This is a genomic window from Azospirillum brasilense, from assembly GCF_005222205.1.
Classification (GTDB): Bacteria; Pseudomonadota; Alphaproteobacteria; order Azospirillales; family Azospirillaceae; genus Azospirillum; species Azospirillum brasilense_G.
The window spans coordinates 2,214,379-2,239,121 of record NZ_CP032345.1; the positions used below are offsets into that span (position 1 = coordinate 2,214,379).

General features: G+C 69.8%; 24 protein-coding genes. 6 read left to right on the forward strand and 18 right to left on the reverse strand.

The annotated features are described in order from the left end of the window. Positions 1-24: 24 nt before the first annotated feature. The 4 genes from ribB to D3869_RS10720 all read left to right on the forward strand — a co-directional run bounded on the left by ribB (position 25) and on the right by D3869_RS10720 (position 4,295). A complete protein-coding gene (gene ribB, locus D3869_RS10705) occupies positions 25-711 on the forward strand; it encodes a 3,4-dihydroxy-2-butanone-4-phosphate synthase (protein WP_137140030.1) in 687 nt (228 codons plus the stop codon). Positions 712-910: 199 nt separating this feature from the next. Continuing rightward, a complete protein-coding gene (locus D3869_RS10710; protein ID WP_137140031.1) occupies positions 911-1,660 on the forward strand; it encodes a substrate-binding periplasmic protein in 750 nt (249 codons plus the stop codon). Between the two features lie 16 nt (positions 1,661-1,676). Then, positions 1,677-2,111 (forward strand): serine hydrolase, encoded by a 435-nt coding sequence (locus D3869_RS10715; RefSeq protein WP_282190173.1) that lies wholly within the window; start codon positions 1,677-1,679, stop codon positions 2,109-2,111. A gap of 327 nt (positions 2,112-2,438) precedes the next feature. Continuing rightward, the gene (locus D3869_RS10720; RefSeq protein ID WP_137140032.1) at positions 2,439-4,295 is read left to right on the forward strand and encodes a tetratricopeptide repeat protein; all 1,857 of its coding nucleotides are present in this window, start codon (positions 2,439-2,441) and stop codon (positions 4,293-4,295) included. A 102-nt stretch (positions 4,296-4,397) separates the two neighbouring features. Here D3869_RS10720 and D3869_RS10725 read toward each other — a convergent pair whose 3' ends face one another. The 17 genes from D3869_RS10725 to D3869_RS10810 all read right to left on the reverse strand — a co-directional run bounded on the left by D3869_RS10725 (position 4,398) and on the right by D3869_RS10810 (position 22,571). Further along, positions 4,398-4,694, reverse strand: a complete 297-nt coding sequence (locus D3869_RS10725; RefSeq protein WP_137140033.1) for a hypothetical protein — start codon at positions 4,692-4,694, stop codon at positions 4,398-4,400. 4 nt (positions 4,695-4,698) lie between these two features. Continuing rightward, positions 4,699-5,355, reverse strand: a complete 657-nt coding sequence (locus D3869_RS10730; protein ID WP_137140034.1) for an RNA polymerase sigma factor — start codon at positions 5,353-5,355, stop codon at positions 4,699-4,701. Beyond that, the gene (gene fliS / locus D3869_RS10735; protein WP_137140035.1) at positions 5,330-5,812 is read right to left on the reverse strand and encodes a flagellar export chaperone FliS; all 483 of its coding nucleotides are present in this window, start codon (positions 5,810-5,812) and stop codon (positions 5,330-5,332) included. The genes D3869_RS10730 and fliS overlap by 26 nt, the downstream gene beginning before the upstream one ends. A 53-nt stretch (positions 5,813-5,865) precedes the next feature. After that, positions 5,866-7,563, reverse strand: a complete 1,698-nt coding sequence (fliD, locus tag D3869_RS10740; RefSeq protein ID WP_137140036.1) for a flagellar filament capping protein FliD — start codon at positions 7,561-7,563, stop codon at positions 5,866-5,868. 124 nt (positions 7,564-7,687) lie between these two features. Then, positions 7,688-8,512 carry a flagellin gene (locus tag D3869_RS10745; RefSeq protein ID WP_137140037.1) on the reverse strand — a complete coding sequence of 275 codons (825 nt, stop codon included), beginning with the start codon at positions 8,510-8,512 and terminating at the stop codon, positions 7,688-7,690. A gap of 107 nt (positions 8,513-8,619) precedes the next feature. Then, the gene (locus D3869_RS10750; protein WP_137140038.1) at positions 8,620-9,525 is read right to left on the reverse strand and encodes a flagellin; all 906 of its coding nucleotides are present in this window, start codon (positions 9,523-9,525) and stop codon (positions 8,620-8,622) included. A gap of 10 nt (positions 9,526-9,535) precedes the next feature. After that, positions 9,536-11,257: a flagellar hook-associated protein FlgK gene (gene flgK, locus D3869_RS10755; RefSeq protein ID WP_137140039.1), complete on the reverse strand. Its 1,722-nt coding sequence runs from the start codon at positions 11,255-11,257 to the stop codon at positions 9,536-9,538. A gap of 22 nt (positions 11,258-11,279) precedes the next feature. Further along, positions 11,280-11,726 carry a hypothetical protein gene (locus D3869_RS10760; protein ID WP_137140040.1) on the reverse strand — a complete coding sequence of 149 codons (447 nt, stop codon included), beginning with the start codon at positions 11,724-11,726 and terminating at the stop codon, positions 11,280-11,282. A gap of 50 nt (positions 11,727-11,776) precedes the next feature. Next, positions 11,777-12,034, reverse strand: a complete 258-nt coding sequence (locus D3869_RS10765) for a hypothetical protein (protein WP_137140041.1) — start codon at positions 12,032-12,034, stop codon at positions 11,777-11,779. A gap of 14 nt (positions 12,035-12,048) precedes the next feature. Beyond that, positions 12,049-13,359 (reverse strand): flagellar hook protein FlgE, encoded by a 1,311-nt coding sequence (gene flgE / locus D3869_RS10770; protein ID WP_137140042.1) that lies wholly within the window; start codon positions 13,357-13,359, stop codon positions 12,049-12,051. Positions 13,360-13,398: 39 nt separating this feature from the next. Then, positions 13,399-14,058, reverse strand: coding sequence for a flagellar hook assembly protein FlgD (locus D3869_RS10775; protein WP_137140043.1), 660 nt, complete (start codon positions 14,056-14,058; stop codon positions 13,399-13,401). Positions 14,059-14,784: 726 nt separating this feature from the next. Next, a complete protein-coding gene (locus D3869_RS10785) occupies positions 14,785-15,810 on the reverse strand; it encodes an aldo/keto reductase (RefSeq protein ID WP_137140044.1) in 1,026 nt (341 codons plus the stop codon). A 660-nt stretch (positions 15,811-16,470) separates the two neighbouring features. After that, positions 16,471-17,820: a 3-carboxy-cis,cis-muconate cycloisomerase gene (gene pcaB, locus D3869_RS10790; RefSeq protein WP_137140045.1), complete on the reverse strand. Its 1,350-nt coding sequence runs from the start codon at positions 17,818-17,820 to the stop codon at positions 16,471-16,473. 55 nt (positions 17,821-17,875) lie between these two features. After that, positions 17,876-19,069: a CaiB/BaiF CoA transferase family protein gene (locus tag D3869_RS10795; RefSeq protein ID WP_137140046.1), complete on the reverse strand. Its 1,194-nt coding sequence runs from the start codon at positions 19,067-19,069 to the stop codon at positions 17,876-17,878. Between the two features lie 11 nt (positions 19,070-19,080). Further along, positions 19,081-19,971: an FAS1-like dehydratase domain-containing protein gene (locus tag D3869_RS10800; protein WP_175426436.1), complete on the reverse strand. Its 891-nt coding sequence runs from the start codon at positions 19,969-19,971 to the stop codon at positions 19,081-19,083. Positions 19,972-20,009: 38 nt separating this feature from the next. Then, on the reverse strand, positions 20,010-21,419 hold the full coding sequence (dctA, locus tag D3869_RS10805) for a C4-dicarboxylate transporter DctA (RefSeq protein ID WP_137140047.1): 1,410 nt from the start codon (positions 21,417-21,419) through the stop codon (positions 20,010-20,012). Positions 21,420-21,446: 27 nt separating this feature from the next. Further along, positions 21,447-22,571 carry a 4-oxalomesaconate tautomerase gene (locus D3869_RS10810; RefSeq protein ID WP_137140048.1) on the reverse strand — a complete coding sequence of 375 codons (1,125 nt, stop codon included), beginning with the start codon at positions 22,569-22,571 and terminating at the stop codon, positions 21,447-21,449. A 146-nt stretch (positions 22,572-22,717) separates the two neighbouring features. Here D3869_RS10810 and D3869_RS10815 point away from each other — a divergent pair, with 146 nt between their 5' ends. Both D3869_RS10815 and D3869_RS10820 read left to right on the forward strand, forming a co-directional pair. Further along, a complete protein-coding gene (locus D3869_RS10815) occupies positions 22,718-23,608 on the forward strand; it encodes a LysR family transcriptional regulator (RefSeq protein ID WP_137140049.1) in 891 nt (296 codons plus the stop codon). Between the two features lie 228 nt (positions 23,609-23,836). Continuing rightward, positions 23,837-24,025: a hypothetical protein gene (locus tag D3869_RS10820; RefSeq protein ID WP_137140050.1), complete on the forward strand. Its 189-nt coding sequence runs from the start codon at positions 23,837-23,839 to the stop codon at positions 24,023-24,025. Positions 24,026-24,035: 10 nt separating this feature from the next. Here the strand turns inward: D3869_RS10820 and D3869_RS10825 are convergent, their stop codons facing one another. Then, positions 24,036-24,686, reverse strand: a complete 651-nt coding sequence (locus D3869_RS10825; protein WP_175426437.1) for a FadR/GntR family transcriptional regulator — start codon at positions 24,684-24,686, stop codon at positions 24,036-24,038. Positions 24,687-24,743: the final 57 nt, after the last annotated feature.

The following is a 24,743-nucleotide window of genomic DNA, read 5'->3' on the forward strand; positions in this document are numbered from 1 at the left end:
CTCGCCCCAACCGGAGTGAGAACCGTGAATCAGACCTTTGCCAGCAACCCGCTTTCCACCACCTCCGCCGCCGGCCTTCTCGACCGCTTCGGCACCGCCGAGGAGCGGGTGATCCGCGCCGTGGAGGCCATCCGCAAGGGTGGCGGGGTCGTCGTCGTGGATGACGAGGACCGCGAGAACGAGGGCGACGTGATCTACGCCGCCGAGACCATCACCGCCGAACAGATGGCCCTGCTGATCCGCGAAGGGTCGGGGATCGTCTGCCTGATCCTGACCGACGCCGACGCGCGCCGCCTCGACCTGCCGCCCATGGTCGGCAGCAACACGGCGCGCTTCGGCACCGCCTTCACCGTCTCCATCGAGGCGCGGGAGGGCGTGTCCACCGGCGTGTCGGCGGCGGACCGGGTGACCACCATCCGCACCGCCATCGCCGACGGCTGCCGGCCGGAGGACCTCGCCCGGCCCGGCCACGTCTTCCCGATCCGCGCCCACGCCGGCGGGCTGGCGGCGCGGCGCGGCCACACCGAGGCGACCATCGAGCTGACCACCCTGGCCGGGCGCCGTCCGGCGGGGGTGCTGTGCGAGGTGATGAACCCCGACGGCACCATGGCCCGCCTGCCCGAGCTGGTGGCCTTCGCCGAACGCCAGGGCATGCCGGTGGTGACCATCGAGGATCTGGTCGGGGCGATGCGTCTGCGCGCCGCCGCCTGACCGGACCGGCGTGGTGAGTGGGGCCGTTCCCCCCGTTCGCGGGCGGGGCCGGTCCCATTCCCCACCCGGCAGGAAGCCGTGAGCGCCGTCCCCGATGCGATATCACACCCGCCCGTTCTTTTCCCATTGAGGACGACCGGATTGCCCTGTACGCGGTGCCCAGCGACAGGCGGTTCCAGGATGTGAGTGGAGAGGGTTGATGAGGACGACGGTGCGCGTGTGTTTGGCGGCGGCGGCCCGATTGCTCGCCGCGGCTCTGGTTCTGGCTTCGGCCCCAGCGCGCGCGGAGAACTGGACGGTCGCGTCCGAGGATTATTTCCCGCCGTACAATTTCACCGAGCGCGGCAAGCGCACGGGAATGGACACGGAAATCGTCGATGCCATGCTTAAGGACATCGGCGTCTATCCGGTTCACCGCCCCATGGCCTGGCCGGAGGTGGTGCGGGCGCACGACGAGAACGAGGTGGATGTCGCCTTTCAGTTCTTCACGTCGCCGCGCCGTCTGGAGCGCGGCCATCTGATCGGTCCCTACCGTGTGGGCGCGACCGTGCTCATGGTCCGCAGCAATTCGGAGATCACCTACACCCGCATCGACGATTTGCAGGGCCTGCGGATCGGCGTCGTCGACGGCTTCGAATACACCCCCGAATTCGACAAGTCGCCTCTGTTCGAGCGGGTCTCCAGCAGCAGCAACGTCGTGTCGTTCCGCCGCCTGCTGCTCGGCCGTGTCGATGCCATCGCCGGCGACCGGCAGGTGCTCCGATTCTTGGCCGACAGCGAGGGCCGGACGGGTTCGGTCAAGATCCTGCCCACGCCGCTGGCCATGGTGCCGCGCTACATATCCGTCCCCAAGCCGCGGACGGACAAGGCTGAGCGCTTGCAGGCGGCCTACGAGAAGCTCAAGCGGGACGGGACCATCGACGCCATCGTCCGCCGGTGGGAGCGGTAGGAGGCCACCCGCGCCGCTGACCCCCTTCGTCGGCCCTGGGGTCGGCCGGAGGCGCTACGCGCGATGCCGCTCGATCTCGGCAATCGCATGGGTTCCGCTGATGGGATTTGCCGCGACCTTCGCGCCGTCGCGCATTCTCAAGGCCGCCTCCTATCAATCGGGCGGTGCGGGCATGGCCGGGACGGCTGCGGACGTTCTGCGGTTTCTCGAAGCGATCCGCATGGGCGGCTCGCCGATCCTGAAACCCGAGACGGTCGGCCTGATGGTCCGGGATCAGGTCGGCGCGGCCGCCGGCACCCTGCAATGGGGCGGCGCCTACGGCCATTCCTGGTTCATCGACCGCGGGAACGGCCTTTCGGTGGTCGCGCTGACGAACACCGCGTTCGAGGGCATGGCGGGGGTGTTTCCGACCGATGTCCGGAACGCCGTTTATGGATGGAAGCGGCGTTGAGAGCGGGAAAAGCCCGCGTCGTCCGGTCGGGCTCCGCAGCCATGTCCGGGCCGGACCGCCCGTCCGCGCGACCGATTGTTTTCGTCAGCCGATGCAAAAATTGCTCCGGTCCGGCGCAGGAGTCCGGCGGGGCGGCCCGTATCAACGGCGGGAACATTCTTGGACAATCGGGGGCAGAGGCATGTCGGACGCGCTGGCCGGTGTCAATTCCATGGTGTCGGGCCTGACCGGCTCCATCAGCGACGGTGCCGCCCCCTCCGGGCGGACCGCCGCGGGACAGTGGGCGGTCTGACGGCGCTGCCGGTCCTCACAAGAAAACGCAAGATCATGGCGGATCATCACGACAGCGCGCCGGCGACCGGCCGGCGCGGCGGGCACGGCTCGCCCTGGGCGGCGGTCCTTCACGACCCGGCACGGGCGGAGGGCGCCTTCCTGCTTGGGTTGGCGGCGGCGCGGCTGGGGCGGGCGGAGGCGGCGATCCGCTGGTTCCGGCGCGCCGTCCGGCTGCAACCCGGCTGGCCGGACGGCTGGGCGGCGCTGGCCGACGCCTGCCGCAGCGCCGGACGCTGGAAGGAGGCCGCGGCGGCCTTCGCCGTGCTGCTGTCCCTGTCTCCCACTCATGGCGCGGCGCTGATCAACCTCGCGCTGCTGGAGCGGGCCGCCGGGCATCCGCGGGCGGCGGTGCGCCGGCTCGTCCGTGCCCTGGCGCTCGATCCCCGGCAGGCCGGGGCCTGGAACAATCTCGGCAGCGCGCTGCGCGATCTCGGTGCGACCGTCCAGGCCGCGGCGGCGTGGCGGACGGCGCTGGTGCTCGACCCGCGGCAGGCCGACGCGCTCGGCAATCTCGGCGGCGTGCGGCGCGACCAGGACCGTTTTGCCGAGGCGCGGGTTCTGCTGCGCCGGGCTCTGGCGCTGGCGCCGCAGCACGCGGCGCTTCACGGCGTCCTGGCCTACGCGCTGAGCGGCGAAGGCCGGCTGGAGGAGGCGGAGCGGGCCTGCCGCCGCGCGCTGGCGCTGGCGCCGGCGCTGGCCGACCCGCTGTGCACGCTCGGCCTGGCGACGCAGCGGCGCGGCGGCGCCGATGCCCTGCGCTGGTTCGACCGGGCCGCGGTGGCGTCGCCGGGCCACCCGCTCGCCCGCTTCAACCGTGGTCTGGCGGAGCTGGAGAACGGCGCGCTCGCCGACGGCTGGAGCCACTACGCCTGCCGCTTCGCCGCCGGCCGCGCCGGTCGGGAGCGGCGCTTCGCCATCCCCGAATGGCGGGGGGAGCCGCTGGCCGGCAAGCGCCTGTTCATCTGGCGGGAGCAGGGGGTGGGGGACGAGTTCCTGTTCGCCTCCTGCTACGCCGACGCCATCCGGCAGGCCGGCCAGGTGGTGATCGAATGCGAGCCGCGCCTGCTGCCGCTGTTCGCCCGTTCCTTCCCCAAGGCCGTCGTTCGGGCCGAGCAGCCGCTGCGCGGGCGGGCGCTGGTGGAGACGGTGGACTGCGACCTGCACATTCCCGCCGGTTCGCTGCCGCGTTGTCTGCGCGGCCGGCTGGCGGACTTCCCGCCGCGGTCCTCCTGGCTGTTCCCCGACCCGGCGCGGGTGCTGGAGCGGCGGCGGCAGCTGGATGGCATCGGCGGCGACCTGCGCGTGGGCATCGCGTGGCGCAGCCAGCTGATGACCATGGAACGGCAATGGGCCTATCTGCCGCTGGACGATTGGGGGCCGGTGCTGGGCGTTCCGGGGGTGACCTTCGTGAACCTCCAGTACGACGACTGCGAGGCCGAGATCCTGCGGGCGGAGGCGCGCTTCGGCGTGCCCATCTACGAGTTGGAGCGGCTCGATCTGAAAAACGACTTCGAGGGAACGGCGGCGCTCATCGCCAGCCTCGATCTGGTCATCGCGCCGGCCAATTCGGTGGCGGAGCTGGCCGGCGCCCTCGGTGTGCCGGTCTGGCGCTTCGGCGCGCGGGACTGGACCCATCTCGGCAGCGGCGTGCGTCCCTGGTACCCGTCCATGCGGGTCTTCCATCCCCGCGCGGGCGAGCCGCTGTCCGCGGCGCTGGGGCGCATCGCGGCGGAGCTTCGCCGCGCCGCCGTCCTGGCGCGCCGGGCGGGTGCGGAGGCGCCGGGGCCGCGTCTTCCCGCCCGCCCGGCCCATCGCAACCATCCCCAGGCCCCCTCGCTGCGGCGGCATTGAGCCGCCGCGGCCGGATGCCGGCGGCGTCGTTTCTCTTTGGTCGCGTCGTTTCTCTTTGATTGCGTGGTCGTGGATCAGACCAAGCGGATCAGATCAGGCGGATCAGACCGGGCGGATCGTGCCGGGGACGGGGGCCGCGTCGGGCGACAGGGCGTCGGAGGACGCCGTCCGGGCGCCGAAGGCGCGTTCGAAGATACGGTCGGCCAGACCATCGGGGGGAACCTCGTCGCCGTCCGTTTCGGCGAGCGCCAGTTCGATGGCCACCATCTCGTCCAGCATGGCCTGGGCCGTGACGGATTGGGCGAGGAGGCGGCGCGCCTCCCGCAGCGTCGCGCGGGGCCAGCGCTCCAGATCGCCGCCGTGGCGGTCCAGCAGCTCGCGAAACTCGTCTTCGGTCATCGCGTCATCCGTCTTCGAACGAATCCCTGGCGGCCTGCGCGCTGGCGCGCAACAGCGTGCGAAGCTGCTGGCGGGCGCGTTTCAGCAGCGATTCCACAGCAGTTACGCTGATTTGCATAATGGTCGCAACCTCCGCGCTGCTCAAGCCCTCGTTATAATAAAGGGCGAGGGCGGCGCGCTGCGGCGGCGGCAGCCGGTCCTGGGCGTCGCGCAGGCGGGCGGCCACCTGCCGGCGCTGGATGTGGGTGACGGCGTCAGGGGCGTGGTCCGGCGGCTCGGGCACGGAGTCCAGATCCTCCCCCGCCGGGCGGCGCTTGTGGTCGATGCAACGGTTCACCACCACCCGGTAGAGCCAGGTGGTGAACTTGGCCCCCTCGTCGGTCCAGCGGTCGCGCCGCTGCCAGACCTGGAGGAAGGCGTCCTGGGCGATGTCCTCCGCCTCGGCGTCGCTGCCGGACATGCGGCGGGCGAGCGCGTAGGCGCGCTTCAGGTGGCGGTGGACGAGCACGCGGTAGGCCGCCTGGTCCCCGGCGCGGATGCGCGCCATCAGGACCTCGTCGGTCTCCGCCGCCAAGCCGGCCACGCCCCTGCCGGACACGGAATTGGAAAGGGTGCCGGACGGACGCGTGCCGTCCTCAGCCAAACAGGCCGCCGCGCGCATGATCCATGGATCTCCCGATCACGGATGCGTGCGACCCTTTGGCCGAAGCACCGGTTGAACTGGGGACCACGCCGCGTTCTGCGGCGATGGTCTGCCATGCCTTCGTCATGAAGGACAGCTGGCGGATGATGGCCTCGGTCGCGGCCACGGGGTCCCGGCGCGCAGCGGCCAAACCGGCCTGCCGGACCAGGGACCGGTAGAAGCGCCGCAGCGTCGCCGCGACATCCCCACCTTTATCCAATTTCAGAATGGAATCAAGCCCCAAGAGGATGGTGATGGCGCGGTCCATGGCCTGGAAATGGGCGTCGTACCGGCCGTCCCGCGCGGCGTCGCGCGCCTGGTGCAGATGCGCCGCCGCCGTCTCGTAGAGGCGGACGACGGCGACCAGGGGCGGCAGCGCCGCGCTGTTGGCGGAGGCGTAGGCGGACAGGGCCTTGGTCAGGGTCGGGTTGCGCATGGCGCGGCTTCTCCGGATGGGGATGCGGGGACGTTGGCGGGCGCGCGGCGCCGTCAGTCGTCGCTGCTTTCCTTGTATTTCAGCTGCTGGAGCAGGAGGTTCGCGGCCTCCGCCTTGGCCTCCAGGCGGGCGTAGTAGGCGGTCAGGCGGGTGCGGTAGTCCTCGGCCTTGGTCTTGATGTCGTCGGACCGCCGGGTCAGGTCGGTGTTGTCGGCCTCAAGCTGCGAGACGATGCGGGCGACGTCGCCGTCGTCCTCCGCCGCGATGCCGTTCAGCGTGGTGTAGAGCCGGTCGGCCAGCCCTTGGGAAAAGCTGACGTCCACCGATCCCGTCTGGCCGGTGTAGACCAGCACCAGCCCGGCGAAGGCGGTGCCGTCGTTGCCGATGATGCGGTTGCCGCTGACCCGGAACAGCGACCCGTCGCCGTCCACCGAGGCGCCGGACAGGGTGCCGTCCTCCGCCACCGTGATGTCGAGCGTGAAGTCCGTACGGCCGAGGCTGCGGTCGTAGCGCAACAGCTTCAGGTCGGCGGAGGAGCTGGTCATCTCCAGGCCCAGCAGCTTGCGCACCGCGTCGATGTCGCCGGTCAGGGCGGCGTTCAGCGCCGTCTCGTCCACCTTGAGCGTGTTGTCGCTGGCGAAGGTGATGCCCAGGCTGGCCAGCGACAGGGTGCCGCCGTCCGCCGTCGTCACCTTGGCGTTCAGGGCATCGTAGACCGTCTTGGTGACCTGCCGCAGCAGGCTGTCCGCGAACAGGGTGGCGTCGCTGCCGGCGGTGCCGCCGCTGCCGACGCTCTGGTGCGTCTTGGCGAAGTCGCGGAAGGCGTTGTAGGCGTCGACGAAGCCGGTGATGGCGCTCTTGATGGAGGACAGATCGGTGCTGATCTCCACCCCGATCGTCTCGCCGGGCAGGGCGGCGTAGAGGTCGATGGTCAGCCCGTCGATGGCGTCGGCGATGCTGTTGCCGCTGCGCTCCACCCGCACCCCATCCACCGTGATGACGGCGTTCTGCGCGGCCACCAGTTCGTTGGCGTAGGCGCCGTCCGCATCGGTCAGGCCGAGGCCCGTCAGGACACCGCTGCCGCCGTCGTCCAGGGTGATCGCCTTGCCGGTATCGGTGGCGGTGAGGATGAGCTGGTACTGGCTGTCCGTCACCTTGACGATGCTGGCGGTCACGCCGCTGGTGGATTTGTGCGCGTTGATGGCGTCGCGGATGTCGGTCAGGGAGTCCCCGGCATCCACGTCGATGGACACGGCGGTGCCGCCCGCAATCCCCAGCGAGAGGGTGCCGGACTGGCCGAGCGCGGCGGTCTGGCTGGACGTCGTGGCAGCGCCGATCTTGTGGCGGGTGGCGAGCTGTTCCACCACGATGGAGTAGGTGCCGGTCTCCGCACCGTCCGCCGCCGTCACCGACAGCAGATTGTCCGGCGAGGTGGAGCCGCCGCCCGACAGATAGGCGGTCCGTCCCTCGAACAGGTTGCTGCCGCCGCCCGTCGAGACGTTGCGGTTGCGCAGCCCGTCCAGCGACGTGTTCACCGCCTGCAGCAGATCCTGCATGTCCTCGTAGGCGGCGATCCTCGCCTCGTTGGTGGTGATGGTCGTGTCGATGCGGTCGGCGCGGGACAGCCGCTTTTGCACCGACGCCTCGACCAGCGCCGAATAGTCGATGCCCGTGCCCGACCCGCTGGCGATCAGCGACGAGCTGCCGGTGGAGGCGGCGGTCGAGGATGAGGTTGAGGACACCGTCGTCATGGGCGTTGGTCCGGCGGAGGAAGGGGCGGGTGAGAGAGAGGGCGGTGTGATGCGTTCGGCACACGCCCATCCCCCTCACCCTGACCCTCTCCTGGCGAAGGGAGAGGGGTCTTGCGAAGGCGCCTTACCGCAGCAGCGAGAGCAGGTTCTGCGGCATCTCGTTGGCCTGGGACAGCACGGCGATGGCCGCCTGGGTCAGCACCTTGGTGGAGGCAAGCTCCGCCTGCTCCGCCGCGACGTCCACGTCCATGATGGCGGACTGCGCGGCTTCCGTGTTCTCGATGGAGGTGTCCAGCACCTCGCCGCGGAACTCGAAGCGGGAGATCAGGGCGCCGACGTCGGCCCGCGCGCTTGACAGCGCCTCCACCGCCGTGTCCAGAGCGGTCAGTGCCGCGCTGGCGGTGGCCGAGGTGCCGACGGCCAGCGTGCCGATGGCCAGCCCGGTCGAACTCACGTCGGAGATGCTGACCGTGATCTTGTCCGTCGCCTCGGTCCCGACGCGGAAATCCACGCCGGTCGCCCAGTTGCCGGTGCCGTCCAGCAGCGGGTCGTCGTTGAAGCGGGTGCCCGACGCGATGCCGTCGATTTCCTCGATGAGCTGCTGGAACTCGGCGTCCAGATAGCCGCGCTCGGTGTCGGTGACGGCGCCGGAGAGCGACTGGGTGGCCAGCGAGCGCATGCGCTGCACGATGTCGGAAACGCGGGACATGCCGCCGTCCGCCGCCTGGAGGATCGAGGAGCCGTGCGCGGCGTTGGTCGCCGCCTGCTTCAGCACCGTGATGTCGGAGGTCAGCGAGGTGCCGACGGCCAGGCCCGCCGCGTCGTCCGACGCCTTGGTGATGCGCGAGCCGCTGGCGATCTTGGAGACCGAGCTGGCCTGGTTGTCGGAGTTGATGTTCAGGTAGCGCAGCGCGGAATTCGCCGCCGTGTTGGTGGAGATGACGGGCATGATGTGCCTCCTGGTCGGAGCCTGATCGGATGGTGGGGCCGCCTGTGCATCAGCCCTCATGGCGTCTCACGGCCGGCGCGGCGAAAGCTGGCGCGGATTCTTCGGGCTCAGAGAAAATCGCTGAGGTTGGTCTGCTGGAGGATCTTCATCAGGCTCATGGTCGATTCCAGGTTGGCCTGAAGCTGCGACAGCCGCGTCGTCGCCTCCGCGAGGTCGATGTTGCGGATGTCCTCGACATGGGTCTGCAGGACAAGCTGCTCCTCCAGGTGGCGGTCGATGGTCCGCTCCAGCGTGGCGGAGGCGGAGCCGAGCTTGGTCTGCACCACGGTCAGCCCGTCCGCCGCCGCGTCGGCGAGGTCGGACGCCTCGTCCACCAGGGCGGTGTCCACCGGGTCGGTCGGCATGTTGGCGATCAGGCTGATGGAGCGCAGCGCCTTCTCGATGGACGGGTCGTCGGCGGTGACGCCGTACTGGACGATGAGGTCGTCGGCGGCCTGGAAGTAGGAGACGCTCTGATCGCCCCGGTAATAGCTCGTGTCGGCGGTGGAGGGGCTGGTGGCCGCGGGCAGGCCGTCCAGCGACACCGGCGCCCGGTCGATGCGGCCCCCGGCGAACAGGTAGCGGTCTTCCTGCTGGGTGTTCAGCAGCCCGGCGAACTCCGACATCAGGGCCTGCGCCTCGCTCTTGATCCCCTCCGCGGAGCCGCCGCCGGCCCCCTGGAGGCTGGCGACAAGGCTGCGCACGCGGTTGGCGAGGTCGACCATGCCGCCCACGGCGTCGTGCATGGTCTGGATGCGCCCGTTGACCACCTCCCCCTCGTCCACATAGCGCTCGGAGCGGCGGTAGTGGCTCTCCAGGTTGACGAGGCGCCCGCTGTCGCCGGCGATGCCCTTGTAATCAACCGATGCCTCGCCGGTCGCTGCCTGCACCTGGGCGGCGGCCACCCTGGACTCCGCCGCCAGCATGAAGCGGACGAGCTGGTTCTGATGGTTGAAGGTCGCGATCCGTTCCATGCCGGCTCTCCTAACGAACCAAATTCAGCGCCGTGTCGAACATCTCCTGCACCGCCTTCATGACCGCGGCGGCGGCCTGATAGGCAGATTGCAGGTTGCTGATCGCGGCGGTTTCCTCGTTGACGTTCACGCCGCTTTGTGAGGCCATCGTCGACTCCAGCCCGCTGGCGTAGGAGTCCTGGTCCTCGTAGGCGGTGGCGGCGCGAGAGGCGGCGGTCGCCGCCCCCTGGATGATGGCGCCCGCATACTGGGAGAAGCTGCCCGACCGGCCGGACAGGCCGCCCGCCGTGTCGAAGGACTGCGCACCGGAAAAGGCCGTCTTCAACGCCTGCGCCACCGAGCCCTCCCCCGCGGCCAGCGCCGATCCTCCGGCGGCGAGCGTCGCGGCGGTGGAGAGCGCGCCGGTCGCCAGACGCCCGCTGTCCTGCGCGATCGCGTCGGTCACCCTGAGGTCGGCGGCGCCGGTGCCGGTCAGCAGGTCGTTCAGCCCGAAGCGGGCGGAGAACCCCTGGCCGTCCGCCCCCACGGTGCCGTCGCCGCCCAGCGCCACGCCGTTCGCGGCGTTGTCGGCCTGGATGACCAGCCGCCCCTGGGCGTCGAGATGGGCCGAGAGCGAGTCCATGGCGTCGATGGCGTCCACCGCGTCCTGCACGGTGGCGTAGGCGGAGAGGTCGAGGTCCAGAACCTCCACCGCCGTTCCGTCCGCCGACGCGACGGTGACGCGCAGCGTGCCGCCGCCGTTCAGAGCGTCCGTTCCGGCGACCGTGGCCGTGCCGGTCAGCGCGTTGGGCGGGGGAAAGGCGGTGCCCTGGTTGTGGAGAACGTTCAGTGTGTCCTTCAGCGTCAGGGCCAACTCGTCGAGCCGGGCCTGCTGCGCCGGCAGGTCCTTGTCACGGACCTGGATCAGCCCGCCCAGCGTGCCCGAGGAGACGGAGCCGGTGACGTCCTTCCCGTCGATGGTGATCGGGCCGAAGCTCGTCCCGGCGCCGACTGCGGTGGCGGGCGTGTAGGACAGCCGGTGCACCGCGGAGTCCAGCAGGGACGTGCCGGAGGAGGTGGAGACCCGAACCATGCCGTTGGCGTCGGTCTGGTAGCGGATGTCGATGTCCCCGGCGAGGCTCTTCAGGGCGGTGTTGCGCTGGTCCTCCAGGTCGCCGGTGTCCTGGCCGAGCGCCTTGCCGGTCTGGATGCGGTCGTTGAGGTCCTTCAGCGTGTCGAGCGTCCCGTTGATCCGCGTCACCGTGTCGGCGACGGCGCGGTCGGCCTCGCCGCGCAGCTCCTGCACCGCCTTGGCGGTGGAGCGCAGCGTCTCGGCCACCGCGGTCAGGTCGTCCACCGCCGCCGCCTTGGCGCTGCCGCTTTCCGGGGAGGTCGCCAGGGTGGCCATGGTCTCGCCCAGCGTGTCGATGACCGAACCGAGCGACGACGCGGAGGTGGTGGCGCCCAGCCGCTCCTGGAAGCGGTCCAGATAGTCGCTGACCGTCCGGCTGAGGCCCAAGCCCGACTGTGCCGCCACCAGCGACGTCATCAGGTAGCGGTCCACCGTGCTGCCGATGCCGGCGACCTCCACCCCGGTGAAGCCGACGGCGGTGTCGCTGGCCGTCGGCTTGGCGGTCTTGCGGGTGTAGCCCTCCGTGTCCGCGTTGGCGACGTTGGCCGAGGCGACCGCCATGCCCACCTCGTTGGTGCGCAGCGCGGAGGTGGCGATGCTGCCGGCGACGCGCAGGGACATGACGGTTCTCCTGTGCGGCGGGTCAGGCGGTGACGGCGAGGTGCTTCGCCCCCGCCGCGCGACCGAGCGCCGCGTAGGAGCGCGACGGAGCGGAGACGGAGGCGGCGGCGCGCAGCGCCGCGCCGATGGCCGCCTGCCGGGCCTGCCGGGCCTTGGCCTGCGCCTCCAGCGCGCGCACCGACCGCCCGAGCGGGGCCAGCGCGCCGTCCAGGGCCTTGCGCACCGCCAGCCGGGTTTCCAGGGGGACGCGCTTGCTTTGCGCCGCGGTCAGCGCGTCGCGCAGCGTCCCGGCCTGGGCGTGCAGGAGCATCTGCATGGCGCCGGCCGCCCGCAGGGCGTCCACCGCGCGCCCCTCCCGCGCGGCGCTGGCGGCGCGTTGCGCGTGCCCTTCCATCTCCGCGACGAAGCGGGTGATGACCGCCACCGGGTCCGGGCGGGCGGCGGGCGAGACGTGCGGGGTGGGGAGCATAGGGTGTCTCCTTGAGGTGTTCCCTCTCCCGTCCCGGGAGAGGGATCTGGTCAGCCGCGCAGGGCGCCGGTGCGGCGGTAGGCGGTGGCGGCGCGCTGGGCGCTGCCGGTCTGGCGGATCGCCGCCTGCACCGCGGCCCGCGCCGAGGCGATGCGCGCCCGCAGGCTGAGCAGGTCGTCGATCAGCGCGAGGCGCTCCGCCGTTTCCGGGACCGGCCGGGACCGGTGACGGTCCACCCGCCGGGCGAGGCGGCGCAGTTCGCCGTCCAGAGCGGCTTCGCCGTCGAGAAGCGGTTGCGCGGGCTGCATGGCCGTCACCGCCGTCAGCGCTTCATGGCGATCAGCGTGTCCATCATGTCCTGCGAGGTCGTGATGACCTTGGAGGCGGCGGAATAGGCCTGCTGGGCGACGATCATGCGGCTGAACTCGTCGGTCAGCTCGACCGTGGAGCTTTCCAGCGCGCCCGCCGTCACCGTCCCGGCCTTGGCGTCGCCCGCCGTGCGGAGCTGGTACTGCCCGGCCGCCGCCGTCTGGGTGAAGGTGGTGCCGGTGACGCTTTCCAGCCCGTCGGCGTTGGCGAAGGTGGCGATGGGGATCTGGTAGATCGCCCGCGTCTCGCCGTTGTCGAAGACGGCGCGGACGATGCCGTCCTTGCCGATGGTCGTCCCGGTCAGGGAGCCGGGCTTGTAGCCGTTCTGCGTCGTGGTCTCGACGCTGACCGAGGGCGTGCTGTCGCCCGACGCGTGCTGGGTCAGGCCGTTGTTGCTGTTGGCGGTGCCGAGGTTCAGCGCGACGGCGCTGCCGCCGGCTCCGGTGGTCCATCCGTCGACGGTGAAGGACAGGGCGGACAGGTCGGCGGCGGTCGTCGTGCCGTCCGCGGCCACCGTGGCGGCGGAGGCCAGCGTGCCGTCCGTGTTGAAGGAGAGCTGGATGGGGAAGCCGGCGATGGTCCCGGTGGTCCGGGTGGCGTCGGAGGACAGGACGGGGTCGGAGGCGTCCAGCTCCCAGCTGTTCTCGCCGGTCTTGGTCCAGCTCAGGGTGATGGAGTGGCTGACGCCCAGGCTGTCGAACATCTCCATGTCGGTGGTGAAGCTGTCGCCGGTGTCCGCGTCCGAGGGCAGGTTGGCGTCGATGCCCATGGTCGAGGTCGCCTTGGGCGTGCCCTTGATGTTGGCGACGTTGACCGGGACGAGGCTGTCAACCGACCCCTTGTTGCCGGCGGCGACGGTGCCGTTGGCATTCAGCGCCCAGCCGTAGAGGTAGTAGCCCTCGCTGTTCGACAGGTAGCCCTGGGCGTCGGTGGAGAAGGAGCCGTTGCGGGTGAAGGCGACGGTGCCGTCCGCCGTCTCCTCCGACACCACGAAGAAGCCCTCGCCGTTGATCGCCATGTTGGTGGAGACCGACGACGACTGGATCTCGCCTTGCCCGCTGATGTTGCGGTAGGTGAAGGCCAGCACGCCGCCGGTCTGCTCGTCGATGGACGAGGTCTTGTTGATGTAGGAGTTGAAGTTGGTGCCGGTGCTCTTGAAGCCGGTCGTGCTGGAATTGGCGATGTTGCTGGAGATGGAGGCGAGCGCCTTGCTCTGCGCCATCAGGCCGGACGTGGCGCTGTACATCGCGCTGGTGATGCTCATCGTCGCACCTGTCGCAAGGAGATGGATGGGGGAGGGGGATCAGCTCAGCGACAGCACGTCGTCGGCGGGCACGCTCACGCCGCCGATGCCCAGCGCCGCGGTGGTGCCGGAGGTATCCACGGAGGTGACCGTGCCCTTGATCCGCGTCTCGGTGGCGATGGCGGCCTTGCTGGAGTCCACCGCGGTGACGGTCAGGCTGTAGTTTCCCGAAGTGTGGATTGCGCCGTCGCGCCCCGTGCCGTCCCAGGTGAAGGCGTGGCTGCCCTTCCCGGTGGCGCCGCTGTCCTGGTAGACGATGGCCCCGTCCTCGTCGCGCACCGTCAGGGTGACCGACGCGGCCTCGCTGTTCAGCGAATATTCCCAGTTGGCCGCCCCGTTCTGCAGGGCGGTCGTGTCGCCCTCCGCCGTCACCGTCCGCCCGAGATAGCCCAGCGCCGAGCTGCCGGTTCCCAGCGCCTGCACCGCCGAGGTCAGCTCGTCCAGCTTGTCGCTCATGGACATCTGCTGCTCCAGCGAGGAGAGCTGGACGAGCTGGCTGGTGTACTGGGCGGTGTCCACCGGGTTGGTCGGGTCCTGCACCTCAAGCTGCTTAAGCAGCAGCGTCAGGAAGGACTGGTAGCTGCCGGCCAGCGAGGCCGAGGAGCTTTTGGCGGACGAGGTGGTGGTGACGGTCGAGGAGCTGAGCGAGTCAACCTGCATGGCGGCCTCCAGGATGCGGCCTCCCCGTCGCGGGAATCGGGGATTCCGCGTCCGTTTCGGCGTGATGGTCCGGCGTGTGGTCCGGGAGGAGGCGCCGCGGGGCGGAGCGTTGTCCCGTTCTGTGGCTATCCACGGAGGGGACTGGAAAAGCTGGCGGACTTTTTTTCAGAATTTGCGAAACGCGGTGGCGGAACCCGCGCGTGGACGCCGGATGCCCTGCCCATGGCGGACCCGCGATGCCGACCGGCGGCTGCCCGCGGTGATGCCGATGTCATTCGATGGCGCCGTGCGCCCGCGTCGCCAAGGGGGAGCGCGGGCGTCCGGCGACGCGGGCCGCACCGGGCCTTGAGGTCGCTCGCGGGGAAAGGCTCAACCACGGATGACGGTCCGTTGCCGCTGCCGCTGCCGCTGCTCGATCTGGTCGGCGCTTCCCCGCCGTTCCGGCCGGCGGGCCGGTGTCAGGCCACAGATGGATTGACCCTGATGACGTACGGAATAGGCTGAGGTGTCATGACCCGGTTCCCACAGTGGGGCTGACCTGGTTCCGGCACTTCCGGAGCCGGATCGACCCCGCTCAGGTCTTCGCTTTATGCGCCAACGCCTTGACGGGGCTGTTGTCGGGTGGTTCGGTTCAGAGCGGATTGGTTTCGAGTCCGACCGCCGCAAAGGCACTGGATTGCTTTGCGGCGGTCCTTTCGGGACTCGGGCACGCTTCTTCGGCGAGGCCTACGGTGCGGACGGTGAGGTGGTTCGCACGGGACGACCCTCGATGGGGTAGGCGGGGTCGTTGTAGCCTGGAGACGAGGGGTGTCCGGTCGTCACCAGCCGGTCGATCAACGCCTCGTCCTCGGCGGTGAAGGTGTAATCCAGCGCGCCGAGGTAAGCGCGCCATTGCTCTTCCGTGCGCGGCCCGGCGATCGGAGCGGTCACGAGGCGATTGTTGAGCACCCAGGCGACGGCGAACTGCCCCGGCGTGATGCCGCGCGCTTCGGCATGGCTCTTGATCTCCTGGGCGATTTCCAGGCTTTCCGGGCGCCATTCCGTGTTCATCATCCGCCGGTCCTTGCGGCCGGCGCGGGTGTCGGCGGATGGTTCATCCCCGGGGCGATACTTGCCGGTGAGCACGCCGCGGGCGAGCGGGCTGTAGGGGACCACGCCCAAGCCGTAATGGCCGCAGGCGGGCAGGATCTCGACCTCCGGCATGCGGTTGAGCGCGTTGTAATAGGGCTGACAGGCCACCGGCCGGTCAATGCCCAGACGGTCGCACAGACGGCAGATCTCGGCGATGCGCCAGGACCGGAAGTTCGACACGCCGAACGCGCGGATCTTGCCGCTGCGGATCAGGTCGCCCAGCGCGGCAACGGTCTCCTCCAGCGGGGTGTCGGGGTCCTCGCGGTGCAGGTAGTAGAGGTCGATCCAATCGGTGCCCAGACGCCGGAGGCTCGCGTCGCACGCCACGATCAGCCGCCGCCGCGAGAGGCCCCGCTGGTTCGGGCCCGGCCCGGTGGGATTGCCGACCTTGGTCGCCACCACCCAGCGCTCGCGGTCGCCCCTCACGGCCCGGCCGACGATTTCCTCCGACCGGCCTTCGTTGTAGACGTCGGCGCTGTCGATGAAGTTGATGCCCGCTTCCGCGGCGTGCGCGATGATGCGCACGGCCGTCGGCTCGTCGGTGGGACCGCCGAACATCATGGCGCCAAGGCACAGCGGCGACACCTTCACGCCACTGCGGCCGAGCTTGCGGTAGTCCATCCTTGCCACCCTCCCGTTGTTCTGCTTTGGCCGGCGCTGCCCGTCATCCTGGCTGTGGGTGATGCGAGTTGCCATGGACATGGCTTGCGGAGACGATGACGGAGTCCGAAGCCCATGTTCGGTGAGACGATCCTTCCGCGCAAACCAGATTTCGTCGAGATCGAACCAGCCATGAGTGGCCGGAGCCGGCATCGAGGAGAGAGGCACGCACTCGATCCCAGGGGTGGAAGGGTTTCAGGGGAACAGGTCACACCCCCCTTCGACCATACAGCGAGAGGCCGGGTGGAGCCGCTGGTCCGAAGACCGGCGGCTGTCGCCGCGGCGTGCCCCGTCACAGCGCTGTCGGGGTTTCGACTGGAACGGGGCAAGCCCCTCTGCACGCACCGGTCCGGCAAGGTGATGACGGTGAACGCGCGTGCCGGCAAGGAGGTGGCTTTCTCGGTGCAGGTTCCCCTTTCGTCACATCCGCAACCGCAGCTCCCGAGCGTGGGGCGTTCCTACCCTTGGGTTTGCGAAAGGTGTCCGGCAACCCGTTTCGGCGACGGGGTTTCCGGACAAACCTCACGATCGTTCAGAACGCATCCTCGCCCCCTTCTGGAGGAGTCCTCGACAGGCACCGTGCAGGCGGAACGGTTCGCGCAACCAGCAACACTGGCCCGGTCAGCCGTTCACGCGGGCCAGCACACGATCGACCATGACCCCGGACTGCCCGAGGTAATTGGCCGGATCGCACAGCTTGGCCAGTTCGGCGCGGCTGAGGCAGGCGCTGATCTCCGGGGTTTCGGCCAGGAGGTCGAGCAGCGGCCGGTTCTGCCGCACCGCCTCGCGGCAGAGGTCGTAGACCAGGTCGTGGGCGTATTCGCGGCCGATGTGGCGGCCAAGCCCCATCATCACGGCCTCGGACGCCACCAGCCCGTTGGTCATCTCCAGATTGGCGCGCATCCGTTCGGCGTCGACCTCAAGGCCGCTCACCACGAACCGCGCCTGCTTCAAGGCGCCGGCCAGCAGGCAGAAGGCCTCCGGCAGGACGATCCACTCGATCTCCCACGGGCCGGTCGACCGCTCGTGGTCGGCCACCATGGCGTCGAGCAGGGCCGCCGTGTGCTGGCGCAGAACGGAGATCGACGCGTGGATGTAGCAGCTGGAGATCGGGTTGCGCTTCTGCGGCATGGTGCTGCTCGACCCGCGGCCGTGCGCGTAGGGTTCGTAGACCTCGCCGACCTCCGTCTGCATCATCAGCTTCACGTCCATCGACAGCTTGCCGAGCGTGCCGCCGACCAGGCCCAGGAAGCAGCCGACTTCGGCGATGGTGTCGCGGATGGTGTGCCAGGCGATCACCGGCTGGGCGAGGCCCAGCTCCTCCATCAGCCCGGCCTGGGTCTCCATGGCGCCGTGCTCCAGGGAGGCCAGCGTGCCGGACGCTCCGGCGAACTCGCCCATCAGCACGCGCGGACGGAGCTGCGCCAGCCGCTCCCGATGGCGTTCCACCGCCGACAGCAGCCCGGCCATCTTGTAGCCGAAGGTCACCGGCACCGCCTGCTGGAGGTTGCTGCGGCCGATCATCGGCGTGTCCCGGTGGCGCTTGGCGAGGGTCGCCAGGGCCGCCGACAGGCCCGCGAGGTCCTCCTCCACGATGGCCAGCGCCTCGCGCATCTGCAGGACCGTGGCGGTGTCGGTGATGTCCTGCGTGGTGGCGCCCCAGTGGCAGTATTCGCCGAGCCGGTCGCGGCAGAGCGCGTTGAGCTGCGAGACGACGCCCAGCACGGGGTAGCCGATGCGCTCCGTCTGCGCCTTCAGCTTCGCCATGTCGATCTTGTCGAGCGAGCAGTTGGCGACGATCTCGTCGGCCGCTTCCTGCGGGATGATGCCCAGACGGCCCTGGACGCGGGCGAGCGCCGCCTCGATGTCCAGGTATTTGCGCGTCCGGTTCTCGTCCGACCAGACGGCGCGCATGGCCGGGGTGCTGAAGATGTCGCCGAAGATGGCGGAGTCGATGATCGTGGACGGCATGGATCGGGTCCTCCCTAAAATGGTTTTCCGTTCGGGCCGCGGCGCGGGATGTGGCTCAGACCGCCTTCGCGTCGCGCAGCCGGGCGATGTCGCCGGGCGCGTAGCCCAACGCCGCGAGGATGGACTCGGTGTGCTGGCCGAGCGCCGGCACCGGGTCCATGCGCGCCTCCCCCTGCGCGCCTCGGCCGCTCGCCACTCCCGGCGGCAGCAGGGCCGGCACCGGCCCGTTCTGGGTCTCCACCGTGCGCCAGCGGTCGCGGGCCGCCAGTTGCGGGTGGTTCCAGACGTCCTGCATGGCGTTGGCCTGGGCGTTGGCGATCGAGGCCCGCTCCAGCCGGGCGACCACCTCCTCGGCGGTCAGGCCGGCGAAGGCCGCCACGATGATCCCGCGCAGCTCGTCGCGCGCCGCGTTGCGGCGGGAGTTGCTGGAGAAGCGCTCCTCCCGCGCCAGCTCGGGGCGTTGCAGCACCGTCTCGCAGAAGGCCACCCATTCGCGCTCGTTCTGCAGGCCGAGCAGCACCGTCTTGCCGTCGCCGGCCGGAAACGGGCCATAGGGGTAGATGGTGGCGTGGCTGGCGCCGGTGCGGGCCGGCGGCGGCGCGCCGTCGAAGGCGTAGTAGAGCGGGTAGCTCATCCACTCCACCAGCGACTCCAGCATGGAGACATCGATGCGGCAGCCGCGTCCCGTCTGCTGACGCTGCAGAAGCGCCGCCAGTATGTTGGTGTAGGCGTACATCCCGGCGGAGATGTCGGCGATGGACGGGCCGGCCTTGGACGGCGTCTCCGGCGTGCCGGTCACCGACAGGAATCCGGATTCGCCCTGGATCAGCAGGTCGTAGGCCTTCTTGTCGCGGTAGGGGCCGTCGCCGCCGTAGCCGGAGATGTCGCAGACGATGATGCCCGGCTTTTCGGCGGACAGCGCCTCGTAGGACAGGCCGAGGCGGGCGGCCGCGCCGGGCGCGAGGTTCTGCACCACCACGTCGGCCTGCTCGCGGATCAGGCGCTTGAGGATCGTCTGGGCCTCCGGGTGCTTGACGTCGAGCGTCAGGCTTTCCTTGGAGCGGTTGGTCCACACGAAGTGCGAGGCGACGCCGCGCACCCGCTCGTCGTAGCCGCGGGCGAAGTCGCCGACGCCGGGGCGCTCCACCTTGATGACGCGGGCGCCGAGGTCGGCGAGCTGGCGCGTCGCGAAGGGGGCGGCGATGGCGTGCTCCAGGGTGACGACGGTGAGTCCGGCCAGGGGTTTCATGATGCTCGTCCTCACTTCAGGACCGCGGTGGCGTCCATGGTCAGCCAGCCGTCATGGTCCTTGGCCCACAGGTGGACCGTCTTGCCGTCGGGGCCCCGTCCATGGTCTTGGGGCGTGCCGCACACCGAGAAGGGATTGATGTCGAAGGTCGGCCGCACCGCCTTGAAGCGGAAGGAGGCGACCTCGGCCTCCGGCCGCCGGTGGCGCAGCAGGTCGAGCAGCAGGGTGGCGATCAGCGGACCGTGCACGATCAGCCCCGGGTAGCCTTCGGTCTCCGTCACGTAGCGGCGGTCGTAGTGGATGCGGTGGCCGTTGAAGGTCAGCGCCGAGTAGCGGAACAGCAGCACGTCATCGGGAACCCAGCGCGTCTCCCACGCCGCGTCCGCCGGGGCCGGCTGGGGCTCGGGCGGCGCGTCGTCCGGATTGGCCGCCTCGCGGTAGACGATGTCGTGGAACTCGGTCAGCGCCACCTCGGTCTCGCCGGCCCGGCGGATCTCGTGGCGGACCTTGACGAAGACCAGCGGACCGGTGCGCCCGGACTTCTCGGTCACGTCATGGATGGTCGAGGTCCGGGTCAGGGCGTCGCCGACGCGCAGGGGGCTGTGGAACTCGAACTGGCTGCCGGCCCACATCCGGCGGGGCAGCGGCACCGGGGGCAGGAAGCCGCCGCGCCTGGCATGACCGTCCGGCCCGATCTCCGACTGGCGGTGCAGCGGCAGGAAGTACAGCCAGTGCCACAGCGGCGGGAGCGGCGTGCCGGGGGCGGGGCGCTCGGCGGGCCGGTCCAGCGTGGCCGACAGCGCGGCGTAGGGGGTGGGGGTGACGGTGTCGGACACGGTCTCGGTCCGGCCGATCCAGTCCTTCGCGTCCGTGGCGGAAACGGTCATGGCGGGGGCGGTCATGGTGGCGTCCTCGATGCGTGGGAGCGGCCTGTGCGGGATCAGTGCGACGGCTGGGCGGGGGCCTGGGGGCTCAGCGGCAGGACGGTGATGTCGCCCTTCTCCTCCAGGATCCGCTCGGTGCTGGCGTAGCTCTGGTTCAGCTCCCGCTGCAGAACCTCGCGGTCGCAGGCGTTCTCCCAGATCGAGACGACGATGCTGGCGACGCAGTTGCTGATGATGCTGGTCAGGGCGCGGGCCTCGGACATGAAGCGGTCGATGCCGACGAGCAGCGCGACGCCCGCCACGGGAAGGTCCGGCATCACCGTCAGCGTGGCGACCAGGGCGACGAAGCCGCTGCCGGTGACGCCCGCCGCACCTTTCGAGGTCAGCAGCATGACGCCGAGCATGGCGATGATCTGGCCGGCCGACAGGTGGATGTCGCAGGCCTGGGCGATGAACAGGGAGGCCAGCGTCAGGTAGATCGCCGTGCCGTCCAGGTTGAAGGAGTAGCCCATGGGCAGCACGAGGCCGGAGACGCCCTTCTTGCAACCCAGCGCCTCCAGCTTCTGCAGCACGCGCGGCAGGACCGGTTCGGAGGAGGAGGTGCCGAGGACGATCAGCAGTTCCTCGCGGAAGTAGCGCAGCACCTTCCACAGGCTGAAGCCGTGCAGCCGCGCCAGCGTGCCGATGACGACCACCAGGAAGAAGCCGCAGGCGGCGTAGAAGGTGAGGATCAGCAGGCCGAGCGAGCCGATGGAGTCGATGCCGTATTTGCCGACGGTGAAGGCCATCGCGCCGAAGGCGCCGATCGGGGCCAGCTTCATGATGAAGCCGAAGGCGGCGAACAGCACGTGGGAGAAGGATTCGATGCCCTGGACCACCGGCTCGCCGGCCTTGCCGACCCGCGTCAGCCCGAAGCCGACCAGGACGGAGATGAGCAGCACCGGCAGCACCTCGCCTTCGGCGAAGGCGCCGAAGAAGGAATGCGGGATGATGTGCAGCAGGAAGTCGGTGAAGCCGACCGGAGCCGCCTGCTTGGCGTAGCGCGCCGCCACCGCGGTGTCGAGCGACGCCGGCGACACGTGCATGCCGACCCCGGGCTCGATGATGAAGACCGCGGCCAGCCCGATGAGGAGCGCCGCCACCGTCAGCGCGTAGAACAGCGCCATCGACTTGACCAGCGTCTTGCCGATCTCGCGGGTGTCGTTGAGGCTGGTGATGCCGCTGACGATGGTGCAGAAGACCACCGGCGCGATCATCATCTTGACCAGCTTGACGAACCCGTCGCCGAGCGGCTTCAGGGAGGCTCCGAAGTCCGGCCAGAAGTGGCCGGCCAGAATGCCCAGGATCAGGCCGATGACGACCTGGAAGTAGAGGGCCTTGTAGATGGCTTTGGGGTAGACGACTTTGGGGTCGATGGTTTTGGGATCGGTCGGCGCCGGGGTTTGATCTCCCGTTTGTAGGCGCATGGTGTTTCCTCCTCGGTGCGTTATGGGTCAGGCGGCCATGGCGGCCCGTGGTGGCTCCAATGGCCGTGCGAACACGGTTCCCTCGAACAGGCGTCGTGACGTGCGCAGGATGCTGGCGGTGGGGGCGGATTGACCGGCGCCCGGATCAAGGTGGACGGTCAGCCGGCCGGCCGGATGCTCGAAGGTGACGTCGCCGGGCAGGGCCAGGTGTCCGGCCAATGCGGAGGCTACGGTTCCCGGGATCGTGCAGGCGGTCGCGGTGGCGACGGCCCCGGTGATGGCCATCGCCCGGTGGCAGTCGTGCGGCATGAAATAGCGCACGGCCAGCGTGCCGCCGCGCGTCGGTGGCGCCAGCAGGACGGGCTTGGGGATCACCATGCCGGCGGCGTTGGGGAAGCCCATGCGGCGGCCGGCCTCCACGCGCAACGCCTCCAGCCGGGCCATGAAGCCGCGATCGAGCCGGTAGCTGTCCATCGGCTCATGCCCCGTCTTGCCGAGGTCGGCGGCGCGGACCAGCATCACCGGGATGGCGGCGTCGATGCAGGAAACCTCGACCCCATCAATTCCATCGATCCCGATGATCCGGTCGACCGGCGCCCCGGTGGGCAGCAGCCGGCCGGTGTTGGCGCCCGCCGCGTCGAGGAAGGCGAGATGGATGGGCGCCGCGGTGCCGGGCACGCCGTCGATGGCGGCCCCGCCCTCGTAGGTCACCCGGGCGCCGGGGGTCTGGACGCGCGCCTCGATCAGCTTGCCGGTGTTGACGTTGTGGATGCGCACCACCGTCACGCCGTCCGTCGCCGGGACCAGCCCGGCCTCGATGGCGAAGGGGGCGACGGCGGCGAGCATGTTGCCGCAGTTGGGCGAGGTGTCGACGATCCCTTCCTGCACGCGCACCTGGGCGAACAGATAGTCCACGTCCGCGCCGGCGAGCGTGGCGGGACCGACGATGGCGACCTTGCTGGTCAAAGGATTGCCGCCGCCGATTCCGTCGATTCCCAGGTCGTTCCCCGCCCCCATGACGGAGAGCAGAAGGGCGTCGCGCTCCGCCGGTGTCGCCGGAAGGTCGGATGCCAGAAAGAAAGGCCCGCGGGAGGTCCCGCCGCGCATCATCACACAGGGAATGCCGATCTGGCGGCTGGTCAGGTGGTTCATGGCGCTTGGTGTCTCTTGATCTCGCCGTGACGGCGAAGAAAGCCGATGAACCGATATTCAGCCTCGGAACCGTATTTGTTAAATGCAATGATTCGGGGTATTATTCCGGAACACGCATCAATGAGCGCCGCCTTGCGGAGCCGGGCATGAATTTCGAACTGGTCGATCTGAAAGCCTTCGTGGCGGTGGCCGAACTGGGCAGCTTCAACCGCGCCGCCGAGTTGCTGAACCTCTCGCAGCCGGCGCTCAGCCGCCGCATCCAGAAGCTGGAGGACACGCTGGGGGTCGCCCTGTTCGAGCGCTCGACCCGCCATGTCGCCCTGACCATGGTCGGACGCGACTTCATCCCCAAGGTCCGGCGCTTCCTGGACGAGTTCGAGTCATCGCTGCTGGGGATCAGCGACCTGGGGGCGCGGAGCGGCGGGCAGATCACCATCGCCTCCGTCCCGACGGCGGTGTTCTACTTCCTGCCGAACGCGATCAGCCGCTTCAGCGTCGCGTTCCCGCGCATCCGCTTCCGCATCCTGGACCTCGGCGCCAACGAGGGGCTGGAGGCGGTGGCCCGCGGCGAGGCCGATTTCGGCATCAACTTCATCGGCACGTCACACCCGGACATCGAGTTCACGCCGCTGGCCGAGGACCCGTTCGTCGTCGCCTGCCGGCACGATCATCCGCTGGCCTCCCAGGAGGCCGCCACGTGGGAGGATTTGACCGCCCACCGGGTCATCACCGTGGGCCGGACCAGCGGCAACCGGGCGCTGATCGACAACGCCCTGGCGCAGCACGGCCTGAAGCTCAGCTGGTCCTACGAGATCACGCATCTCGCCAGTTCGCTCGGTCTGGTGGAGGCGGGGCTCGGCGTCGCGGTGCTCCCCAAGCTCGCCACCCCGGCCTCAGGGCACCCGATCATCCGGACCATCCCACTGAGCCACCCGAAGATTTCCCGGACGATCGGCGTCGTCCGACGACACGGCGCCATCCTCTCACCGATGGCGGCGCGCTTCCTGGAGGTGCTGCTCGGCTCCTGGAAGGCCTGACGCTCTTGAGCACGGCCGCGTCGCGTTGAAGTCCTTTGAAGGCCGGCTCCTGGCGGACGGTGTTGAAAAAGTCGGGGTTGCGCAGGGCAGATCTGTTCGCATTTGGTCCGAGCGCCGATCATGCCCAGTCGCGCCGACCAGTCCGCAAATCCGGACTTTGACCGCGCGGCATGTCGGCGGCGGCACCTCGTTAAGCGCCAAGCCGGAAAGCTGACGCAGTAGCGTCGTGTGGCGACCCGCTACGACAAGCTCGACGCCCACCACCTTGCCTCCGTCCGGATCGCATCCATCACGCTCTGGCACGGTCTGGCTGCGCAGCTACGGCGACAGATCCGGTCGGCGCGCGCGCGGAAGTTCCTGCCGACCGTCGAGGCGCCGCGCCCGACCGCCTCCGAAAAGCCCGGTGCGGTTCAGTAGCGGTTCAGTATCAGCTTCCCAGAAGGTTGGTGCGGACCTGCAGCAGATGCTCCTGAAGGGCGGCACGGGCCTGATCCCCGTCACGGTCCTTGAGCGCGCTGACGATGCGCCGGTGCTGGTCCTCATAGACGGCGCGGCGCGCCGGCGTGAGGCTGCGCACCTTGAGCCGCGCCCATTCCGGCTGGTTCCGGATGGCGTTGATCGCGTCGTACACATCCGCCAGCAGGCCGTTCTTGGCCGCCCCGATGATCGCCACGTGCAGCATGCCGTCCCAGTGCTCGAACTCCGGAACGTCCTGGGCGCGCTCGGCATGGGCCAGGCATTCCTCCATCCGGTGGAGATCCGCCGCGGTGGCCCGGCCGGCCGCCAGTTCCGCCGCCTGCGGCTCGACCATCAGGCGCAGCTCCATGATTTCCGCCGGGCTGGCGCCGATGATGCGGCTGGTCAGGCTTTGGTCCTCGGCCGGGGCCTTCGCCGTCGCCTCCGACGTGACGAACGAGCCGCGGCCCACATGGCGGACGATCTTGCCTTGCTCCTCAAGCACGCGAAGACTCTTGCGCAGCGTGTTGCGGGAAACGTTGAAGCGCTTCTCCAACTCGCGCTCGGTCGGCAGCTTGGTGCCCGGACCCCAGGTTCCGTCGGCGATGCCTTGTTCGATCAACGCAACAACCGCGCTCGCTCCGGAAGCAGCCCGATCCCTGAGATTCAGCGCGTCCAT